Here is a 15,990-nt window from a genome sequence, read left to right as displayed (position 1 = left end):
ATTTTTATGTTGTTAGCTCATATGTTCTTAGCTCAGCTTCGCGTATTGCTCCATCGCCGACTGATGAATAGGGTGATCCGCAGCAAGACCCGTATACTTCGTCAGCGCTGCATCTGCTCCAAGCTCCGCGATTGCGGCTTGCAGCTCCACCGCTTCCGGGTCATCGCCTGCCTTGAACAGCAGCGCACCGGCCATGGAACGTGTCAACGCGGTGTAACTCAGCCCTCTGTCATACGCCTGCGTTGCAGGGGATACCAGACGGTCATTTGGCGACAGCTTGCGCAGCGGCGAACGGCCTACACGGGACACCTCATCGGTCAGCGCCGGATTGCGGAAGCGCTCCAGGATTTTATCGATATACTTACTGTGCTCTACTTCATCGAAGCCATGCTTCTGGACCAGCACCGCGCCGGTCTCCTCAAGTACCTCACGAACCTTCACCGTTAACGCCTCATCCGCCATAGCCTGCTGTATGGTCTCGTAGCCCTGCAGATAGCCCAGGTACGCCGCAGAGCAGTGCCCCGTGTTCACAGTGAAGAGCTTGCGTTCAATATACGGCTCCAGATTCTCTACATAATGCACACCTTCAACCGGCGTATAGCCCGGGATCATCTGCGAGGCGTCCACCACCCATTCATAGAACGGCTCAACGACCACCTTCAGAATATCCTTATGCTGCTGGAGCGGAACGATCCGGTCCACTGCCGCGTTAGGAAAAGCAACCGAAGATTCAGCCTTCTCACGTGCAGCTTCATCGAGCTTCGCGTACACCAGCTCCTTGAGCTGTGCACTGCCGCCAATCGCATTCTCGCAGGCAATAACATGCAGCGGTGCGGAGGAGACAGCTACTCTCCGGCGGATGCCGTCCGCCACCGTTCCCGCAATGTGCTTCAGAATTGACACGCCGACCGCGGTTGTAACCAAATCGGCTTCAGCAATGGCGGCCGCCACTTCATCCGCATGCGTGACACTGCTAAGAGCCGTTACATTCTTCACGATGACCGTTTCCTGACCGTCGCTGGCCAGCGTGACCGGATATTCGCCGCGTTCCTTGAGCTGGGTAACAAAGGCCTCATTCACATCCACAAAAGTAACTTCATAGCCCGCCTGCGACAGCAGCAGCCCGATGAAGCCCCTGCCGATATTGCCCGCGCCGAAATGGACCGCCTTCATTACTCCAGTCCCCCTTCGAAGATTGCAATAACATCAGCAGCCGTAGGGGCGTTCATGACGCGGTCAATAGCATCATCCTCGGTGAAAATCATCGCCACGTTCGTCAGAACCTCCATATGCCCGTCACCTGCGGCTGCAATGCCGATGACTACAAACGCCGGCTCATCGCCGCCGAAATCCACCCCGTCCGGAAAGCGGATGATAGACAACCCAGTTGACTTAATAAAAGGCCGCGCTTCTTTGGTACCATGCGGAATAGCCAATCCGCCGCCCATATAAGTGGACACCACTTCCTCGCGCTCCAGCATCTTGGGAACATATTCCTCCGTTACATGCCCTGCATCGACCAGCAGCTTGCCCGCCATCTTGATGGCTTCGTATTTATCGTTTGCCGCACCGTGCATAATCACTTTATTTTCTGACAGTATACTCATATGGTTTCTCCCGCTTTCAACTTTTATTTTGGAAAAAATGAAGCAGCTCCGAGGACAAATACCCCCGGATCTCTGACTCTGAACGTTCTTCCAGCAATTGAACCAGCTCGGAATTCAGCAGCAGTGCGCTGATCTCGCTGAGCACCTCCAGGCTCTCCTTGGAGAGTCTGCGCGGAGCCAGCATGAGCAGAATGACTCTGACCTCTGTATCCCCCTCCAGAATTACGGGCTGATCAAGCCGGTACAGGGTCAGCGATGACAGGTGAATATGGCTGCTTCTGGTATGGAACAACGCCAATGCGGTATCGGGGATCACTTGGCTGGTCATCCGCTCCCGTTCGAGCAGACGCTCCAGCACAATACCGGCATCCCCGACCACGCCGTTTCCATTCAATGTCTCCAGCATCTCCACTATCGTCGCTGACAAATCCATCCCCTTATTATCAATCGGATGGAAGCGGAACCGCTCTAGCAAGCTGACGATCTCATCCAGAATACCCTTGTAGCTCCTGAGCCGTTCAAGCGAGGCTTCCTCCCGCGCCGCATGTTCCGGTTCACCGGACATCCCCTTCCCTCGTTCCCGCAGGGTAGTATTCTGGATGTAATTCAGCAGCTTCTCAATCTCCTCCGCTGTGAGCAGGGGGCTGATCTTGATGTAACGCTCCTTATCAATCGGCAGATCAATGGTAGATATAATCAGATCGTAATCTTCATCCGGCAGGCGTGCTGCTTCATACCAGGAGATGTTGCCGAGAATCTCAATCTGCGGCATTTCCTTGGTCAGCCGGGTGGCTAGCAGCCGGGAGGAGCTAAGGCCGCTGGCACAGACCAGAATGGCTCTTACGTTGCGCCTTAGCTGGTTCAGCCGCTCTGCGGAAGCTCCGAAATGCATGACCAGAAATCCGATCTCTTCATCCGGAATCTCCAGTTCCAGCTGCATATCCTCCACGGCTGCGCGGATGATGTTGAACAGATATTCGTAATCCCTGCGGATCGGGCCGAGCAGCGGATTGCGGATGCGTGTGCCTTCCCGGATCCGCTTCAGCGCCGGATCAATATGCTCCAGCAGCCCCTCGCGCAGAGTACGGTCACTCTGGAAGGGCAGCCCTGTCCGCTTGACCACACTCTCCGTCAGTTTATAGACAATCTCCATTAATTCAATATCGCCATAGGCGTAGCCCGACGAGGAGAAGGAATCCTGGACCCGGTCGAACAGCCCGGCGATATACAGAATCTCTACCCGGGGGATTTTCAGCTTAAGCACCTCAGCGAGCTGCCCCACAAATCGCTCGGCTCCGGCAATGTTCCGGTGATCGGACACCCTGGAATAGCCCGCATCCGCCCCGCTGTCGATGCTTCGGCTAAGCTCAATCCTCCGGGTAGTGACAGCAAGGGCCAGGAGCATCTCCATATAGACAATTTCGGGCAGCTCCGCCGTCCATTTCCATTCCATATCCCACAGCGTATTCTCTACTTCCATAAGGTTGGATTGTCCAACTGTAGTTAATAGAACACGAAAAGCCGGATTGCTCTCAGCCACAGAACCATGGCCGACCAGATCGGACAAATCCAGATGCTCTGCGGCTAACCGGCCAATCGCCCGGCGCTTGTCGATCTCGCTGCCGGTGATTTCTACGCCGTAGCCTCGTCTACGAACCAGCTCCAGGCCGAACTTACGGACCCATTGCTCCAGTTCATCCAGATCGTAGCTAATAGAAGCAACTGTAACCTTGAGGGAATGCGCAAGTGTGAACAGCTTCACCGGCTCCTCTGCCTCCAGCAGCACGCAGAGCTCGAATACCTTGCGGTCTTCGCCGGAATAATCCGCCGGCTTCTCTTCCCGCAGGAATAGGCGCAGCTCCGCAAGACCGGCCTCCGGGCCGCTCAACTGGATGCCTTTGCCTGATTTTTTGATCAGATCAAGACCAAAGTCCTCAAGCGCGGACTCTATATCCTCCATCTCCCGGTGTACGGTCCTTACGCTTACCCCGGTAGCCTCGGCAATTTTCACAGCGGTAATCTCTCCGCTTGCTTCAAGCAGAAGCCACAGGATCTGGCGCTGTCTGGCGGTAATTTTCGTCATTTCCGCTAACCCTCCGCCTTGCATCAAGTACAAACGGATATGCCGTCCTATAAGGGACGGCATCCGTTTCAGCGAGAACTATATACTTAGATTTTACACTTGTGCCGCTTACTTCAAACGTTCTACGAGCTCATCATATTTCGGACTCTTCAGGAAGTTATCGATCGAGATATGCTCTGCCTTCGGATTGCTGGCAATCGCCCGGTCGGTAAGCGTCTTCTGGGTAACTACGATATCCGCGTCAGCAGGAATTTCACTAACAGCAGAGTTCGTCACCGTAATGTTGACCCCTGCGTTCTGCAGTTTCTTTCTCAGCACCGAGGCCCCCATGGCACTGGAACCCATCCCTGCATCACAAGCGAAGACGATTTTGTTCACATTGGCTTTGCTGCGGACATTGGAAGCTACAGCTGTAGTTGCGGCGGTCTGTGCTGCTGTACCGGCCGACTTCATGTCTTTCATTTTAGCCGCTGCGTCTTCCAGATCCATCTCTTCATCATCATTCTTCTTCACAGACTTCAGCAGGAGAGCCGCAAGCAGGAAGGAGACGATGGTAGCAACAATTACCCCTGCCAGCATTGGAAGGTATCCACCTTTTGGCGTCATTGCGAAGTAGGCAAAGATACTACCGGGAGAAGGTGACGCTGTAAGTCCTGCGCCAAGAAGCTGGAACGTGAATGTACCGGAAACACCGCCGCCGATTACTGCCAGAATCAGACGCGGGTTCATCAGGATGTAAGGGAAATAGATCTCATGAATTCCGCCCAGGAAATGAATGATGACTGCGCCTGGTGCAGAAGATTTCGCAGAGCCTTTACCCACCAGCCAGTAAGCAAGCAAGATACCAAGTCCGGGACCTGGGTTAGATTCCAACATGTAAAGAACGGACTTACCTATTCTTAAAGATTCCTCTGTAGCAATAGGAGTTAAGATGCCGTGGTTGATAGCATTGTTCAAGAACAATACCTTGGCCGGCTCAATGATGATGTTGATGAGCGGCAGCAGGTTATGGTTCACCAGGAACTCCACGCCATTCGAGAGGATATTGGTCAACCCTTGAACCAGCGGTCCAACGCCTTTTAAGGCTCCAAGCGTCAAAGCGCCGCCGATGATACCCAGTGAGAAATTGTTAACCAGCATTTCGAATCCAGCTCTGATTTTGCCGTCCACAGCTCTGTCGAACTGCTTCAGCACCCAGGCAGCCAGCGGACCGACAATCATCGCACCCAGGAACATTGGAATCGTCGAGCCGACGATAACCCCCATGGTCACCAGCGCGCCGATGACAGCACCGCGTTTGCCGTGAACCATCTGTCCCCCGGTGTAACCGATCAAGAGAGGAAGCAGGTAGTTAATGATTGGGCCTACCAGAGCTGCAAGGCTCTCATTAGGATACCAGCCCGTTGGAATGAATAATGCTGTAATCAATCCCCAAGCGATAAAAGCGCCGATATTCGGCATAACCATACCGCTGAGCATACGTCCGAATTGTTGAACCTTCACCCTTCCACCGCCGGATGAAGTTTGTTTCGTTGCCGTTGTGGCCATTTGAGATGCCCCCTTATTGTAATGAACGGGAACCTTCCGCACCGCATACTGAAAGGTGTTTTCCCTTTGAACACATCGTAAATCAAAGCGCTTTCTTTGTCACCAAATTGAAAACACGGTTTCGGCATGAACATTGTTGACAACATTTAAGAGCTCCTGCCAAGGGGCTTAAGTCCGGTATCCGCCCTGCTCCCATCGGCCTACAAGCTTCCTCATAGGATGCACAATTTCACGTATAATATCATTTAAGGCTTAGGTAGTGTAAAGAACAGAATCAACCTGCGGATGGATATTGTAAGAACTTAGGGCTGTAGCTCATACGGCTATGTTTCCCAGACAACAAAAAAGCCGCCCCCTCAACGGAGACAGCTATGCCATGCAACAGCGGTTAAGCTATGATTAAATCATGTCCAGCGGAACCTTCCACGACGGCTGGGGAAAAGCATCGTCGAGCTGCCACAGCTCGTCGTCTGTGAGCACAAGCCTAGCGGCAGCCGCATTCTCATTCACATGCTCACGGGTGGCAGCCTTGGGAATAGCGATGACCTCCCCGTCCCGGATGGTCCAGGCCAGCAGAACCTGCAGCGGAGTGACCTCATAATTCCGGGCAATCTGCTGCACAGCTTCATTCTCAGTCAGCCCTTTTCTCAGCGTGCCTGCCTGGGCCAGCGGAGAATAGGCCATGACAGGAATCTTATGTCCTCTCAGCCAAGGCAGCAGCTCATGCTCAATCCCTCTCGAGCCCAGATGATAGAGCACTTGATTAACTGCACAGTGATTGCCGCCGGGAATACTCAGCAGCTCCTGCATATCTGCCGTATCCAGATTGGATACGCCCCAGCGGGCGATTTTGCCGGAAGCAACCAGTGCCTCCATCCCCTCCACGGTCTCTTCCAGAGGAATGTTGCCGCGCCAATGCAGCAGGTACAGGTCCAGATGGTCCGTCCCGAGCCGCTTGAGGCTGGCTTCGCAGCTGCTAATCAGCTTAGTCCCGCCCGCATTATGCGGATAGACCTTGGAGACCAGAAATACGCTGTCGCGGATTCCCCGCAGCGCTTCACCAACCAGCTCCTCGGAGCGGCCGTCCCCGTACATCTCAGCCGTATCAATCAGATTCATCCCCAGCTCCACGCCATGGCGAAGCGCAGCAATCTCTTCTGCCCGCTTCGCCGGCTGGTCACCAATCCGCCACGTCCCTTGCCCCAGTCTGGGCAGCACGACTCCGTCCTTCAGACGGATACTTTCAGATACAGGTCTGCTCATATGTGATAAGTCTCCTTATAAGAATAATGTTCTTACTTACTATACTTACCATATCCAGGGCAACGAAACATCCGATCAGTGTCCAACTCAGTAACGTTTCAGCGGAATTCTCAGCCGATCAGCTTCAGGCCTGCTACGGCTCCCAGAATCACTACAATACAGGCAATCCGCTTCACATCCCTCGCTTCACCGTAGAACAACATGCCCATAATCGCTGCCCCTGACGCTCCAATCCCTGTCCAGATCGCATATGCAATCCCCATCGGCAGACTCTCCATCGCCAGAGACAGCAGCAGGAAGCTTGCCCCGAAGCCTAGAACCAGCAGGCAGACAGACTGCCAGTTGCGGTCCTTGTGCAGCTTGCCAATCATGGCGACCCCGAACATTTCACATATACCAGCGGCAATCAGCATCACCCATGCCATAATCAGTTCAGCTCCTTTGTCTGTTCAGATTCAGCCTGAGCCGGGGTAACCAGCTTCAGTCCGACGACCCCAGCCAGCAGCAGGCCAATCAACAACAGCTTCAACGGACGCAACGGTTCACCGAACAGAACTCCACCCGCCAGAACGGTACCTGCGGTTCCAAGTCCGACAAATACAGCATAGACCGTCCCGACCGGCAGCCTGCCGCTGGCCCAGATGAGGGCGTAGAAGCTGATCACGATAGCCGCTACAGTAACCGCCCATTCCCATGGAGCGGAGGCGTGCTTCAGCCCGATGACCCATACCACTTCAAAGCAAGCAGCGCCTGCAATCATGATCCAGCTCTTAGTGCTTTTCTTCATTTCCCTTGCCTCCTGTGTCATAAAATAAGCCCGGAAGGTTATCGTCATTATTGACGATACCTCCCGGGCTTTTGTCCCTCCGTGTATACACGGATTGGCTTCATCCGTGTGTTCTCCCTCGGACCAGGCCAGCGGTGTGTACCTGCTGCGGAACCCTAGAGAACTATAACTGCTTATGAACTTACAACGTATGTTAGCAAATCACGCTGCGGAATGCAACCCCTGCATCTCTTACTCCTGTCCGGCCAGCCTGTTCAGCTCCTGCAGATCCGCTTCCAGATCCGCCTCGGTATACTTGCCCTGACCGAAGCCGATCATGGCGCGCAGCGGCATGTATCTCATCATGGCCAGCAGCATCTCCGGATTGTCGCCAAGCACATCCTCCAGCCCGAACACGCTGCTGAAGCTCTTCGCCTTCTCCTCCGTCAGCGGATTGGCAAGCAGGTCACCGACTGTGGTGTTGCGGTGGAACCGGGTGGTCAGCTTCACGGTGGATTCCACCTCAAGCTCCGTGCTCAGTCGGATATCGCGTGAGGAAGATCCAACAGAGATCTTGAACATCCCGCTCTCCACATGCCAGTCGCCTAACTGCACATTATAATAAGCGAAGGAACGTTTATCCAAAGTGAAGGTTACGCTGCGTTCTTCCCCAGGCTGCAGCTCAATCTTGCCGAAGCCCTTCAGCTCCTGCAGCGGACGGATCACATGGCTCTCCACATCACTGACATAGAGCTGTACGACTTCCTTGCCCGCTCTGCTGCCGGTGTTCTTGACAGTGACCGATACCTGAACGGTATCTGTGTCCTGAATGCGGGTCTGATCCAGCAGCAGGCGGCTGTACTCGAATTCCGTGTAGCTGAGGCCGTAGCCGAAGGGGAACAGCGGCTCGATTTCTTTTTTGTCATAATAACGGTAGCCTACGAACAAGCCTTCCTTGTACTCCACCGTATCACCTTCACCGGGGAAGTTCAGGAATGACGGATTGTCGCTCAGCTTCATAGGGAAGGTCTCCGCCAGCTTGCCGCTCGGGCTCACTTCGCCGAACAACAGATCCGCAACCGCACCGCCAAAAGCCTGACCGCCCAGGTAGCCTTCAAGCACCGCCTTCGCCCTATGCAGCCAAGGCATCTCGACCGGCGCGCCGTTGCTCAGCACTACAATAATTTCGCTCTGGACCTCGGCCACCGCTTCAATAAGCGCCTTATGGCTCGCAGGAAGCAGCAGATGGCTACGGTCATAGCCCTCCGATTCGTAGCGGTCAGGCAGACCAAGGAACAGCACAGCTGCATCCGCCTTAGCTGCTGTATCACAGGCTTCGCGCAGCAGATCAGCATTGATGTCATCGCTCTCCAGCTCATAGCCCTGTGCGTACAGGAAGCTGGCCGCATCCCCGGCAACGGCCTGCAATTCAACGAAGGCATCATCCATCCGGGATGGATTCACATGCGAGCTGCCCCCGCCCTGATACCGCGGCTGCTTGGCGAATTCACCGATCACGGCGATCCGGCCGCTCTTCACGAGGGGCAGAATCCCGCCTTCGTTCTTCAGCAGCACCATACTCTCCCGGGCCACTTCGCGTGCAAGCTGATGATGCTTATCTGCATCGAAGACCGCTTGCGGGTTGCGGTTTTCGACACTTTTGAAGATAAAGGCCAGCATCCGCTCTACAGCGAGATCCAGCGTCTCCATAGCCAATTCACCGCTCTTCACAGCCGCTACAATCTTGGCGTCTCCGATTCCAGCGCTTGACGGCATTTCCAGCTCAAGCCCTGCTGCCAGTGCCTTTACCCGTTCATTGACAGCTCCCCAGTCGGACACAACGAAGCCTTCGAAGCCCCATTCCTCACGCAGCACCTTGGTCAGCAGCTCATAGCTCTCGGAAGCATACTCTCCGTTCACCTGATTATAAGAGCACATCACACTCCACGGCTGGCTCTGCTTCACGGTGCCTTCGAAGCTGGCTAGATAAATCTCGCGGAGCGTCCGCTCATCAATAACTGCATCCACTGACATGCGGCGGTGTTCCTGGTTATTGGCAGCATAATGCTTCAGCGACGTCCCCACTCCCTGGCTCTGCACACCCTTCACATGATTTGCAGCCATCTCTGAGGCCAGGAACGGGTCCTCCGAGAAATATTCAAAGTTCCGCCCATTCAGCGGAGAACGCTTGATATTATTGCCTGGTCCGAGCAGAACGGCGACATTCTCCACCTGGCATTCCGTTCCCAGCGCCTCGCCCACCCGGAAGATCAGATCACGGTCCCACGAGGAGGCAAGTCCGGCTGCTGACGGAAAACAGGTTGCCGGTACACTGTTATTCAATCCAAGATGGTCTGCGTCACCCTGCTGCTTGCGGAGACCGTGGGGACCGTCTGTTACCATCACTGAGGGGATACCCAAACGTTCAATGCCTTTGGTGTTCCAGAAATCCAGCCCGGAGCAGAGTCCGGCCTTCTCTTCCAGTGTCATTTGCGAAATGAGCTTTTGAAGCTCTGTTACGTCCTTTGCCATTATATAGCCTCCTATGAATACGGTTTCTTGACTCCATTCTATATGACTGTTCCCGCCAATTATGGTACTTTCATTCGATTTTTGGTATTCTAAGTAGAGAACAAAATCACCCTTACGGGTGAATGAGATTAACGCGCGCCAGCAAATGTATGCTGTTTTCCGCATACATTCGGGCCACATGCCTTTGCGCCAGCAAATGTATGCTGTTTTTCGCATACAATCGGGCCATGCGCCTGTATGTGAGCACAATGTATGCTGTTACCACAACAGAAGAAAATCATAATTTCCTAAACAACAAGTGGAAACGGCGAAAGATAATGTATAGCGTGAAATATATAAATTATATTTTAAAAAAGGGGGCGGCCTATGGTGAAGGGAATCGGGAATGACGACGGTATACAGTACATCTGCAAGCTGGTCTACGAAGCTTACCGGGTCCCGGTCTTGTGGGTTGATGAAGCGGCTGCGCCCCGTCTAGCCCTGGGACCGACTGCACTGAACCGCCCTTCCGTTCAGGGAACGGGCGGCCTGCCGGTTGAGGTGATGGAGCTTGTCCGGGGGCATGGAGGAGCGGCGGCGGGCAGGAAGCTTAACATGGAGACGGTCGAGACGTTTAGTACAGTTAGTAGCAGGACAGCAGCTGAAGGCGGGACGCTTAACGCGGTGACGGGCAGAACTGCTGCTGCGGCCTCGCCCGCGTTGCCGTATCTGCACACGACTGGCTTTCTGGAGAATTTCATTATTCTCCAGCTTCCCGGCGCTGACGGTGCCATCGTCACCGGTCCGGCGCTGAACGCACCTGTTACCGGTGATAATGCAGCCAGCCTGCTGCGCGACCACAACATCCCGCCCGGGCAGCAGGCAAGCTGGCTGGAGTATTACGGCAACCTCCCTATAATTAGCCGAAAGCGCTGGTATCATGCGGCGCTGCTGCTCTACACGCTTGTCACCGGGCAGGCATTATCCGTAACGGAGCTGCTGCTGGCGGCGGGTCCGCTGGCGGAACCGCTGCATCCGGCGGACGACAGCCCGGATCTGGACTTGTCCTACCGCCGCGAGCATACATGGCTGCACCATGACCCGATGCAGGAGCGCGAAATGTTCCGCTATATTACCAATGGGGACAAGGCGGGGCTGCTGCAGACCCATGCTTCTTTTGGCGAGGAGAGCTACGGAAGGTTGTCCCGCAAAAGCCAGCTGCGCAGCAAAAAAAATCTGGCTGTCTCCTCCATCACGCTGGCCACCCGCGCAGCGATTGAAGGCGGGCTGTTCTGGGAGATTGCCTATACGCTAAGCGACTTCCATATCCAGTATATTGAGGAGCTCCGCGATATTCCGGCGGTGGACAGCGCCATGCTGGCCGCTCTATGCGACTTCGCCGATCAGGTAGAGGGCAGCCGCAGCGCAAGACACTCCCGCGTCTCCGACCGGTGCCGGAATTTCATATACAACCATCTGTATGAGGAGCTTCCGCTCGGCAGGCTGGCTGAATACGCCGGAATGAGCGCAAGTTACCTGTCCCAGCTGTTCAAAAAAGAAACCGGAACCGCCATCAGCGACTATATCCAGCAGCAGCGGGTCGAAGAAGCCAAGCAGCTGATTCAGCTGCCCGGGATCACGCTGTCGGATATCGCTACCCGTCTGCATTTTAACGACCAAAGCTATTTTACTAAGGTATTCAAGAAGTACACCGGCCTCACCCCGGGACAATTCAAGCAGCATTCCAGGTAGATTCCAGAATTATGGTATGATTCTGCTATGAGGGCAATCCTACATTTGGATAAAGGAGAGGTTCTGCATGATGGGAAGCTTACTATTCGCAGTTGCAGTCATATTCGTTGCGGTGATGTTTATTAATCGCAGTAATCGTAATGCGCGGTACAAAAATTACGGAAATAGAACCCGCTCTCACGCGGGAGATCATTATTTCATCACAGGTACCGGGGCCGATGCGGGCAGCTACAACGAAAACAGCCCACATAAAATCCATCCAGGCACGGACGGGCACAGCGGTGCCAGCCATCATCAGGGTCATCACCACGGGAATCATACCCATGATCATCATCACGGCAGCCACGGAGGCTGGGATAGCGGAGGTCACAGCAGCCATGGAGGAGGCGATTTCGGAGGCGGTGGCGATTCTGGTGGCGGTGATTCTGGTGGCGGTGGCGGAGACTGACGGATAGAATCATGGAGCCTCTCAGACTGCCGGGAAGCGGCAGCCTGGGAGGCTTCTGTGGTGAAATGGATTACGGGGAACGCTTGCTGCGTCTGAATGGGCTACTCTTTAACGCTTCCGCCATGGAACACACATTCATACACTTTCGTCTCTCCAGTCCAAATCTCCTCCACCCCGCTGAACCAGGAGAAATCTCCGGTTACGGAGCATTTATAGCTGTGCTGACCCTCCGAATAATGCTCCGGTCCACGAAAGGGCTTCTCTTCCGGGACCCGGAGCAGAGCAGCCTTCAGAAAATCAGGGTTGAAGCCTGCTGCGGTTACTCTCCCTATGTAGTTCATCGCCCAGAACGGCTTGTCATCCTCCCACAAAGCTTCTTGTCCGGCAAACTTCTCTGCGCCCAGGTAGGTATCTATGTACTTTAGGTTCCCGCGCATGAACTCCAAATCATGAGAGGCTGGCCGTGAGGATTGTCCCTGCGGACCTTTTCCTGCATAAGTAGCTTTCTTGGCTTCAATCAGAAACTGAATTTGCTCCAACATAATAATCATCCTCCAGAAATTTATCTCCGTCATAATAGAACATACGTTCTGTTTTAACAGTGACTAATCTCATAAGAGCAAAATCTTCGTGAACAGGGAACGTAACGTAATTAGTAAAAAGCGGCGCTCAACATCTAAAACCAGTTAGTCTTAGTACCTCTCCCGAAATCAGGTGCACCTATGCCCCTCATTTGTCATTCCGCCGATGCATCCCGGGTTAGGCTGTTACTGGGACGGGCTGATGAACTCCTGCTGATCGGCACGGACTCTCCGGGCCGGGGAGAGTACAGACTGAAGGCTAAGGGCCAGCAGAAACGCCATGAAGAACAGCATAGTGGAGATGCCGAAGATCAATCTGGCGCCAGTGTACACATACAACCATCCGAAGAATAGATAAGACAGCATATTGGTCGCCAGCGGACCGCCTTCAAACACGGAACCGACGCGTCCGAGCAGGTTCTCAGGAACATAGGTCATTAACAGAGTCGACAGCGTAATGCTCAGCAGGGATATGCCAATCCCGATAATGACACGGCTGAGCAGCATGGACCAAGCGCCGAAGGAGAGCGTGAGCAGCAACAGCCCCAGAGTCATGACCGCTGCTCCCCAAATGTTGATTCGCACATAATTTTTGAATTTTGTCCCAAGCAGGTTCAGACCGAGCGCCCCCGCGAACATACCGATGCCCCCGGCGGTGCTTGCCCAGGCTAAGTAATTCTGGTCTAAATGCAGCTCTTTCACTACGAAATATATATTTAACAGATTAATCGCTCCTGTGCACGCCCCCATTACCGCCAACATGATAAATAAGCGTTTGGTGAGCGCAGAAGCGAAGATATACCGGAAGCCTTCCAGGACATCCACCCAAAAGGAGGTTGCCGGACCGGAATCGGAGGGTGCTGCCAGGGGGGCCGGGCTCACCTTAAGACTCAGAATGAACAGACTGCCTGCGATGAAACAAAAGCCGTCCACAATTAAAGAAGTTGACGCCCCCCACCATTGGTAGACAAAGGCTCCGATTGCAGGCCCGGCAAGACTGATCAGCGTATCTACCGTCTTTACAGAGGAACTGGCGGTACCGTAATCCTCGTTGTCCACGGCTGTGACCGTTAATTTACTGATGGCAGGCTGAAAAAATTGCTGAACCGTACACGCAAAGGCCAGCATGACCAGCAAAAGCGGCACCTGCTCCATCCAGATCAATCCGGCCAGTACAAAAGACATCGCAGCCCGGATCACCAGCGTCGCCTGCAGCACCTTCTTTGGTTTCCTGCGGTCAACCCATGTTCCGGCAAGAGGAGCCATGATAAAGACCGGGAGCATCTGGGCAAACAAAAGAGCCGTCCGGTAAAAGACAGCTTGATCCGCTTCCGCAAATACCCAGAACAGGATGGCCCAGTTCCTGATCTCATCTCCTACAGAGGATAAGGTCTGCGTGCACCATAACCGGCGGAACACTCCGTTCTTCAGCATACTCCACAAGGAAAGGCCCCCTCTCTTTCGGTATTGTCACCCTAAGAAGTCAGCAATTCATGCGTATGGAAATGGTCGTACACCCGGCTGATCCATTCCTGCCGATCCTGTTCGCTGGCAGCAAAAGGATTCTCTAACGCCAGGTTGTGTACAACCGTCCTGAAGTCGCTCCCGTCCTCCATCTGTTGAATAATAGCAATGCTTAAAGGGTCCATGCTCATCACCCGGACGTAGCGCCTGCGCCCTTCAAGAGCCGGTGCGCTCTCCAGCACCAGCAGAATCCAATCTTCATGCCCTTCCGCAAGCTCAAGCTCTGCAGGAAGGGGACTGTGCAGCTTCAGCGCAGGGATGGAATAGTGCGGTTGCATCACTTTGACAGGCTTCATAGCAGTTGTGTCCTGCGGAGCTGTATCCTGCTGCATCAGTTCCATCACCGCACGCTCATAAGACAGGAAGTCCTTAAGGACCCGCCCGGTTTCCGGCACAAGACCCTGCACCAGCTCATCAAGAATGAGGGCCAGCTCCGCTTCCGGCGGTGTTGCCTCATGCATATCCAGCCTGGCAGAGACATAATCGATTGTACGGGTGTATGGAACAGCCGCCAGATGATTGAGATAATACAAGGTGCGGAAGAACGAACGGGCCAGCGGGTAGTAGAGCTTTCTGATCCTGTGCAGAGTGTGTGTATCCACAGACCGCAAGGAGTAATAGTTGCTGAAAATTTGCGGGTAGCTGGCAATCCAGTTCTTTTCAATGCCGGATAGCTGGAAATCACTGTTCATATCGTTCGTGCTCCAGAACTGCTCGTCCAGCACCAGGCTGCCCTTCGCTGCGTCAAACAATTGGGTTCCGGGAAAAAGGGACAGTTGATGCAGCTGCACATCCGCTATTCCTATGGAGAGCAGCCGGACAATCATATCCAGCGTCTGATTAAGGTCTTCGGTTGTCTCTTCGGGAAATCCGGTAATAAATGAAGCCGTACATGACAGACCCAGCCGATGAAGCTCGCGGAGCAGCTCATAAGCCTGGTTCAGATCGAGCTTTTTGCCAATGACCTGCTGGATGGGCTGGCTGCCGCTCTCAATCCCGAAGAAGACGCCATTACATCCAGCCTGCATCATCACCTCAAACAGTTCTATATTGACGTGGTCCGTCCGGGAGGAGCAGCTCCAGGTGAAGGGCTCGCTGCAATCCAGCAGCTCCTGGCAGAATTGTCTGACAAACTTCTGATTAACCGTGAAATTATCATGCGTTAAGCTGAAATGGGTGATTCCCCAACGATCCCTGACGTATCTCATCTCGGCGATGATCCGTGCAGGACTTTTAGTTCTGTATTTTCGTGAAAAGAAAGTCGAGGTGCTGCAAAAGCTGCAATTAAAGGGACAGCCGCGTCCCGCCTCAACCGGAAAAAACCGGCTCTCCGGAGTGGTAAAATAAGCTTCAATATCCTCGATTAGATGAAAGGCAGGGAAGGGCGTATCATCGAGATTCCTCAGAATCGGCCGCGGCGGATTGGTGCGGATTGTCCCCTCTTCACGGAAGCAGATTCCTTCTACCTCTGAGAGCGGATGGCCCGACTCCAGGACCGCAATCAGCTCCGGCAGCGTCAGCTCGCCTTCTCCGGCAACGATATAGTCTATCGCTGGGAAATGGGTTAAGGTTTCAGCCGCTACGAAGCTCGCATGGGGTCCGCCAAGAATAATGATTCTGTCCGGGTCCAGCCGTTTGCATTCCTCCGCAATTCTCAGTGCGATCGAATAATTGCCGCACATCGCCGTGAATCCGAGAACTCTGGAGGGCTTGCCGATGATTAATCGGGCAATACCGGCAAGGGCTGCTGTATCGAAATGGCTGGTGCCTGAATAGAGTAATGCCAGATCAGTGAGACATACCCCGTACCCCGCTTCAAGAAGTGCAGCGCCTAGCACAAGCAGGTTGAGCGGAGGATCAACGGTATCCACAGCTGCATTATAGGGCGGACATATCAATTGAATCAT

The 15,990-nt window shown here is 54.0% G+C and carries 14 protein-coding genes and 1 riboswitch; of the genes, 2 read left to right on the top strand and 12 right to left on the bottom strand.

Going from position 1 to position 15,990, the window contains the following annotated elements; genetic code table 11:
• Positions 1-27: 27 nt before the first annotated feature.
• From NYE26_RS06395 to NYE26_RS06360, 8 genes are all read right to left on the bottom strand, one after another.
• Positions 28-1,173, bottom strand: a complete 1,146-nt coding sequence (locus tag NYE26_RS06395) for a mannitol-1-phosphate 5-dehydrogenase (RefSeq protein ID WP_339254730.1) — start codon at positions 1,171-1,173, stop codon at positions 28-30.
• Positions 1,173-1,607 carry a PTS sugar transporter subunit IIA gene (locus NYE26_RS06390; RefSeq protein ID WP_076079725.1) on the bottom strand — a complete coding sequence of 145 codons (435 nt, stop codon included), beginning with the start codon at positions 1,605-1,607 and terminating at the stop codon, positions 1,173-1,175. Before NYE26_RS06390 ends, NYE26_RS06395 begins: the two co-directional genes overlap by 1 nt.
• 16 nt (positions 1,608-1,623) lie before the next feature.
• On the bottom strand, positions 1,624-3,690 hold the full coding sequence (locus tag NYE26_RS06385; RefSeq protein ID WP_339254728.1) for a BglG family transcription antiterminator: 2,067 nt from the start codon (positions 3,688-3,690) through the stop codon (positions 1,624-1,626).
• 108 nt (positions 3,691-3,798) lie between these two features.
• Positions 3,799-5,238, bottom strand: coding sequence for a PTS mannitol transporter subunit IICB (locus NYE26_RS06380; protein ID WP_339254726.1), 1,440 nt, complete (start codon positions 5,236-5,238; stop codon positions 3,799-3,801).
• A 399-nt stretch (positions 5,239-5,637) separates the two neighbouring features.
• Positions 5,638-6,501 (bottom strand): aldo/keto reductase, encoded by an 864-nt coding sequence (locus NYE26_RS06375; RefSeq protein WP_339254724.1) that lies wholly within the window; start codon positions 6,499-6,501, stop codon positions 5,638-5,640.
• A gap of 110 nt (positions 6,502-6,611) precedes the next feature.
• On the bottom strand, positions 6,612-6,926 hold the full coding sequence (locus tag NYE26_RS06370) for a multidrug efflux SMR transporter (RefSeq protein WP_339254722.1): 315 nt from the start codon (positions 6,924-6,926) through the stop codon (positions 6,612-6,614).
• Positions 6,927-6,928: 2 nt separating this feature from the next.
• Positions 6,929-7,288: a multidrug efflux SMR transporter gene (locus tag NYE26_RS06365; RefSeq protein WP_076079730.1), complete on the bottom strand. Its 360-nt coding sequence runs from the start codon at positions 7,286-7,288 to the stop codon at positions 6,929-6,931.
• Between the two features lie 58 nt (positions 7,289-7,346).
• Positions 7,347-7,458, bottom strand: a riboswitch (guanidine-I (ykkC/yxkD leader).
• A gap of 61 nt (positions 7,459-7,519) precedes the next feature.
• Positions 7,520-9,799 (bottom strand): glycoside hydrolase family 3 C-terminal domain-containing protein, encoded by a 2,280-nt coding sequence (locus NYE26_RS06360; protein ID WP_339254719.1) that lies wholly within the window; start codon positions 9,797-9,799, stop codon positions 7,520-7,522.
• Between the two features lie 366 nt (positions 9,800-10,165).
• Here NYE26_RS06360 and NYE26_RS06355 point away from each other — a divergent pair, with 366 nt between their 5' ends.
• The gene (locus tag NYE26_RS06355) at positions 10,166-11,530 is read left to right on the top strand and encodes a helix-turn-helix domain-containing protein (protein ID WP_339254717.1); all 1,365 of its coding nucleotides are present in this window, start codon (positions 10,166-10,168) and stop codon (positions 11,528-11,530) included.
• An 82-nt stretch (positions 11,531-11,612) separates the two neighbouring features.
• On the opposite strand, the gene NYE26_RS06350 is transcribed toward NYE26_RS06355, so the two are convergent.
• Positions 11,613-11,837 carry a hypothetical protein gene (locus tag NYE26_RS06350; protein WP_339254715.1) on the bottom strand — a complete coding sequence of 75 codons (225 nt, stop codon included), beginning with the start codon at positions 11,835-11,837 and terminating at the stop codon, positions 11,613-11,615.
• A gap of 16 nt (positions 11,838-11,853) precedes the next feature.
• On the opposite strand from NYE26_RS06350, the gene NYE26_RS06345 reads away from it, so the two are divergent.
• Positions 11,854-11,985: a hypothetical protein gene (locus NYE26_RS06345; protein WP_339254713.1), complete on the top strand. Its 132-nt coding sequence runs from the start codon at positions 11,854-11,856 to the stop codon at positions 11,983-11,985.
• A 94-nt stretch (positions 11,986-12,079) separates the two neighbouring features.
• Here NYE26_RS06345 and NYE26_RS06340 read toward each other — a convergent pair whose 3' ends face one another.
• The 3 genes from NYE26_RS06340 to NYE26_RS06330 all read right to left on the bottom strand — a co-directional run bounded on the left by NYE26_RS06340 (position 12,080) and on the right by NYE26_RS06330 (position 15,990).
• The gene (locus NYE26_RS06340; RefSeq protein ID WP_076079734.1) at positions 12,080-12,520 is read right to left on the bottom strand and encodes a DUF5680 domain-containing protein; all 441 of its coding nucleotides are present in this window, start codon (positions 12,518-12,520) and stop codon (positions 12,080-12,082) included.
• A gap of 225 nt (positions 12,521-12,745) precedes the next feature.
• Entirely contained in the window at positions 12,746-13,993 is a 1,248-nt protein-coding gene (locus tag NYE26_RS06335; RefSeq protein WP_339257355.1) for an MFS transporter, read from the bottom strand.
• Between the two features lie 41 nt (positions 13,994-14,034).
• The gene (locus NYE26_RS06330; RefSeq protein WP_036725741.1) at positions 14,035-15,990 is read right to left on the bottom strand and encodes a radical SAM protein; all 1,956 of its coding nucleotides are present in this window, start codon (positions 15,988-15,990) and stop codon (positions 14,035-14,037) included.

This window comes from Paenibacillus sp. FSL P2-0136 (genome assembly GCF_037975325.1).
Classification (GTDB): Bacteria; Bacillota; Bacilli; order Paenibacillales; family Paenibacillaceae; genus Paenibacillus_AQ; species Paenibacillus_AQ silagei.
Note: the sequence above shows the minus strand (reverse complement) of the source record. Positions and strands in the feature narration are given on the sequence as shown.

What these genes read in the sequence shown, in the direction of transcription:
- NYE26_RS06395 (WP_339254730.1), bottom strand. Translation starts at nt 1,173, where the DNA reads ATGAAGGCGGTCCATTTCGGCGCGGGCAATATCGGCAGGGGCTTCATC.
- NYE26_RS06390 (WP_076079725.1), bottom strand. Translation starts at nt 1,607, where the DNA reads ATGAGTATACTGTCAGAAAATAAAGTGATTATGCACGGTGCGGCAAAC.
- NYE26_RS06385 (WP_339254728.1), bottom strand. Translation starts at nt 3,690, where the DNA reads ATGACGAAAATTACCGCCAGACAGCGCCAGATCCTGTGGCTTCTGCTT.
- NYE26_RS06380 (WP_339254726.1), bottom strand. Translation starts at nt 5,238, where the DNA reads ATGGCCACAACGGCAACGAAACAAACTTCATCCGGCGGTGGAAGGGTG.
- NYE26_RS06375 (WP_339254724.1), bottom strand. Translation starts at nt 6,501, where the DNA reads ATGAGCAGACCTGTATCTGAAAGTATCCGTCTGAAGGACGGAGTCGTG.
- NYE26_RS06370 (WP_339254722.1), bottom strand. Translation starts at nt 6,926, where the DNA reads ATGGCATGGGTGATGCTGATTGCCGCTGGTATATGTGAAATGTTCGGG.
- NYE26_RS06365 (WP_076079730.1), bottom strand. Translation starts at nt 7,288, where the DNA reads ATGAAGAAAAGCACTAAGAGCTGGATCATGATTGCAGGCGCTGCTTGC.
- NYE26_RS06360 (WP_339254719.1), bottom strand. Translation starts at nt 9,799, where the DNA reads ATGGCAAAGGACGTAACAGAGCTTCAAAAGCTCATTTCGCAAATGACA.
- NYE26_RS06355 (WP_339254717.1), top strand. Translation starts at nt 10,166, where the DNA reads ATGGTGAAGGGAATCGGGAATGACGACGGTATACAGTACATCTGCAAG.
- NYE26_RS06345 (WP_339254713.1), top strand. Translation starts at nt 11,854, where the DNA reads ATGATCATCATCACGGCAGCCACGGAGGCTGGGATAGCGGAGGTCACA.
- NYE26_RS06340 (WP_076079734.1), bottom strand. Translation starts at nt 12,520, where the DNA reads ATGTTGGAGCAAATTCAGTTTCTGATTGAAGCCAAGAAAGCTACTTAT.
- NYE26_RS06335 (WP_339257355.1), bottom strand. Translation starts at nt 13,993, where the DNA reads ATGCTGAAGAACGGAGTGTTCCGCCGGTTATGGTGCACGCAGACCTTA.
- NYE26_RS06330 (WP_036725741.1), bottom strand. Translation starts at nt 15,990, where the DNA reads ATGATTCAATTGATATGTCCGCCCTATAATGCAGCTGTGGATACCGTT.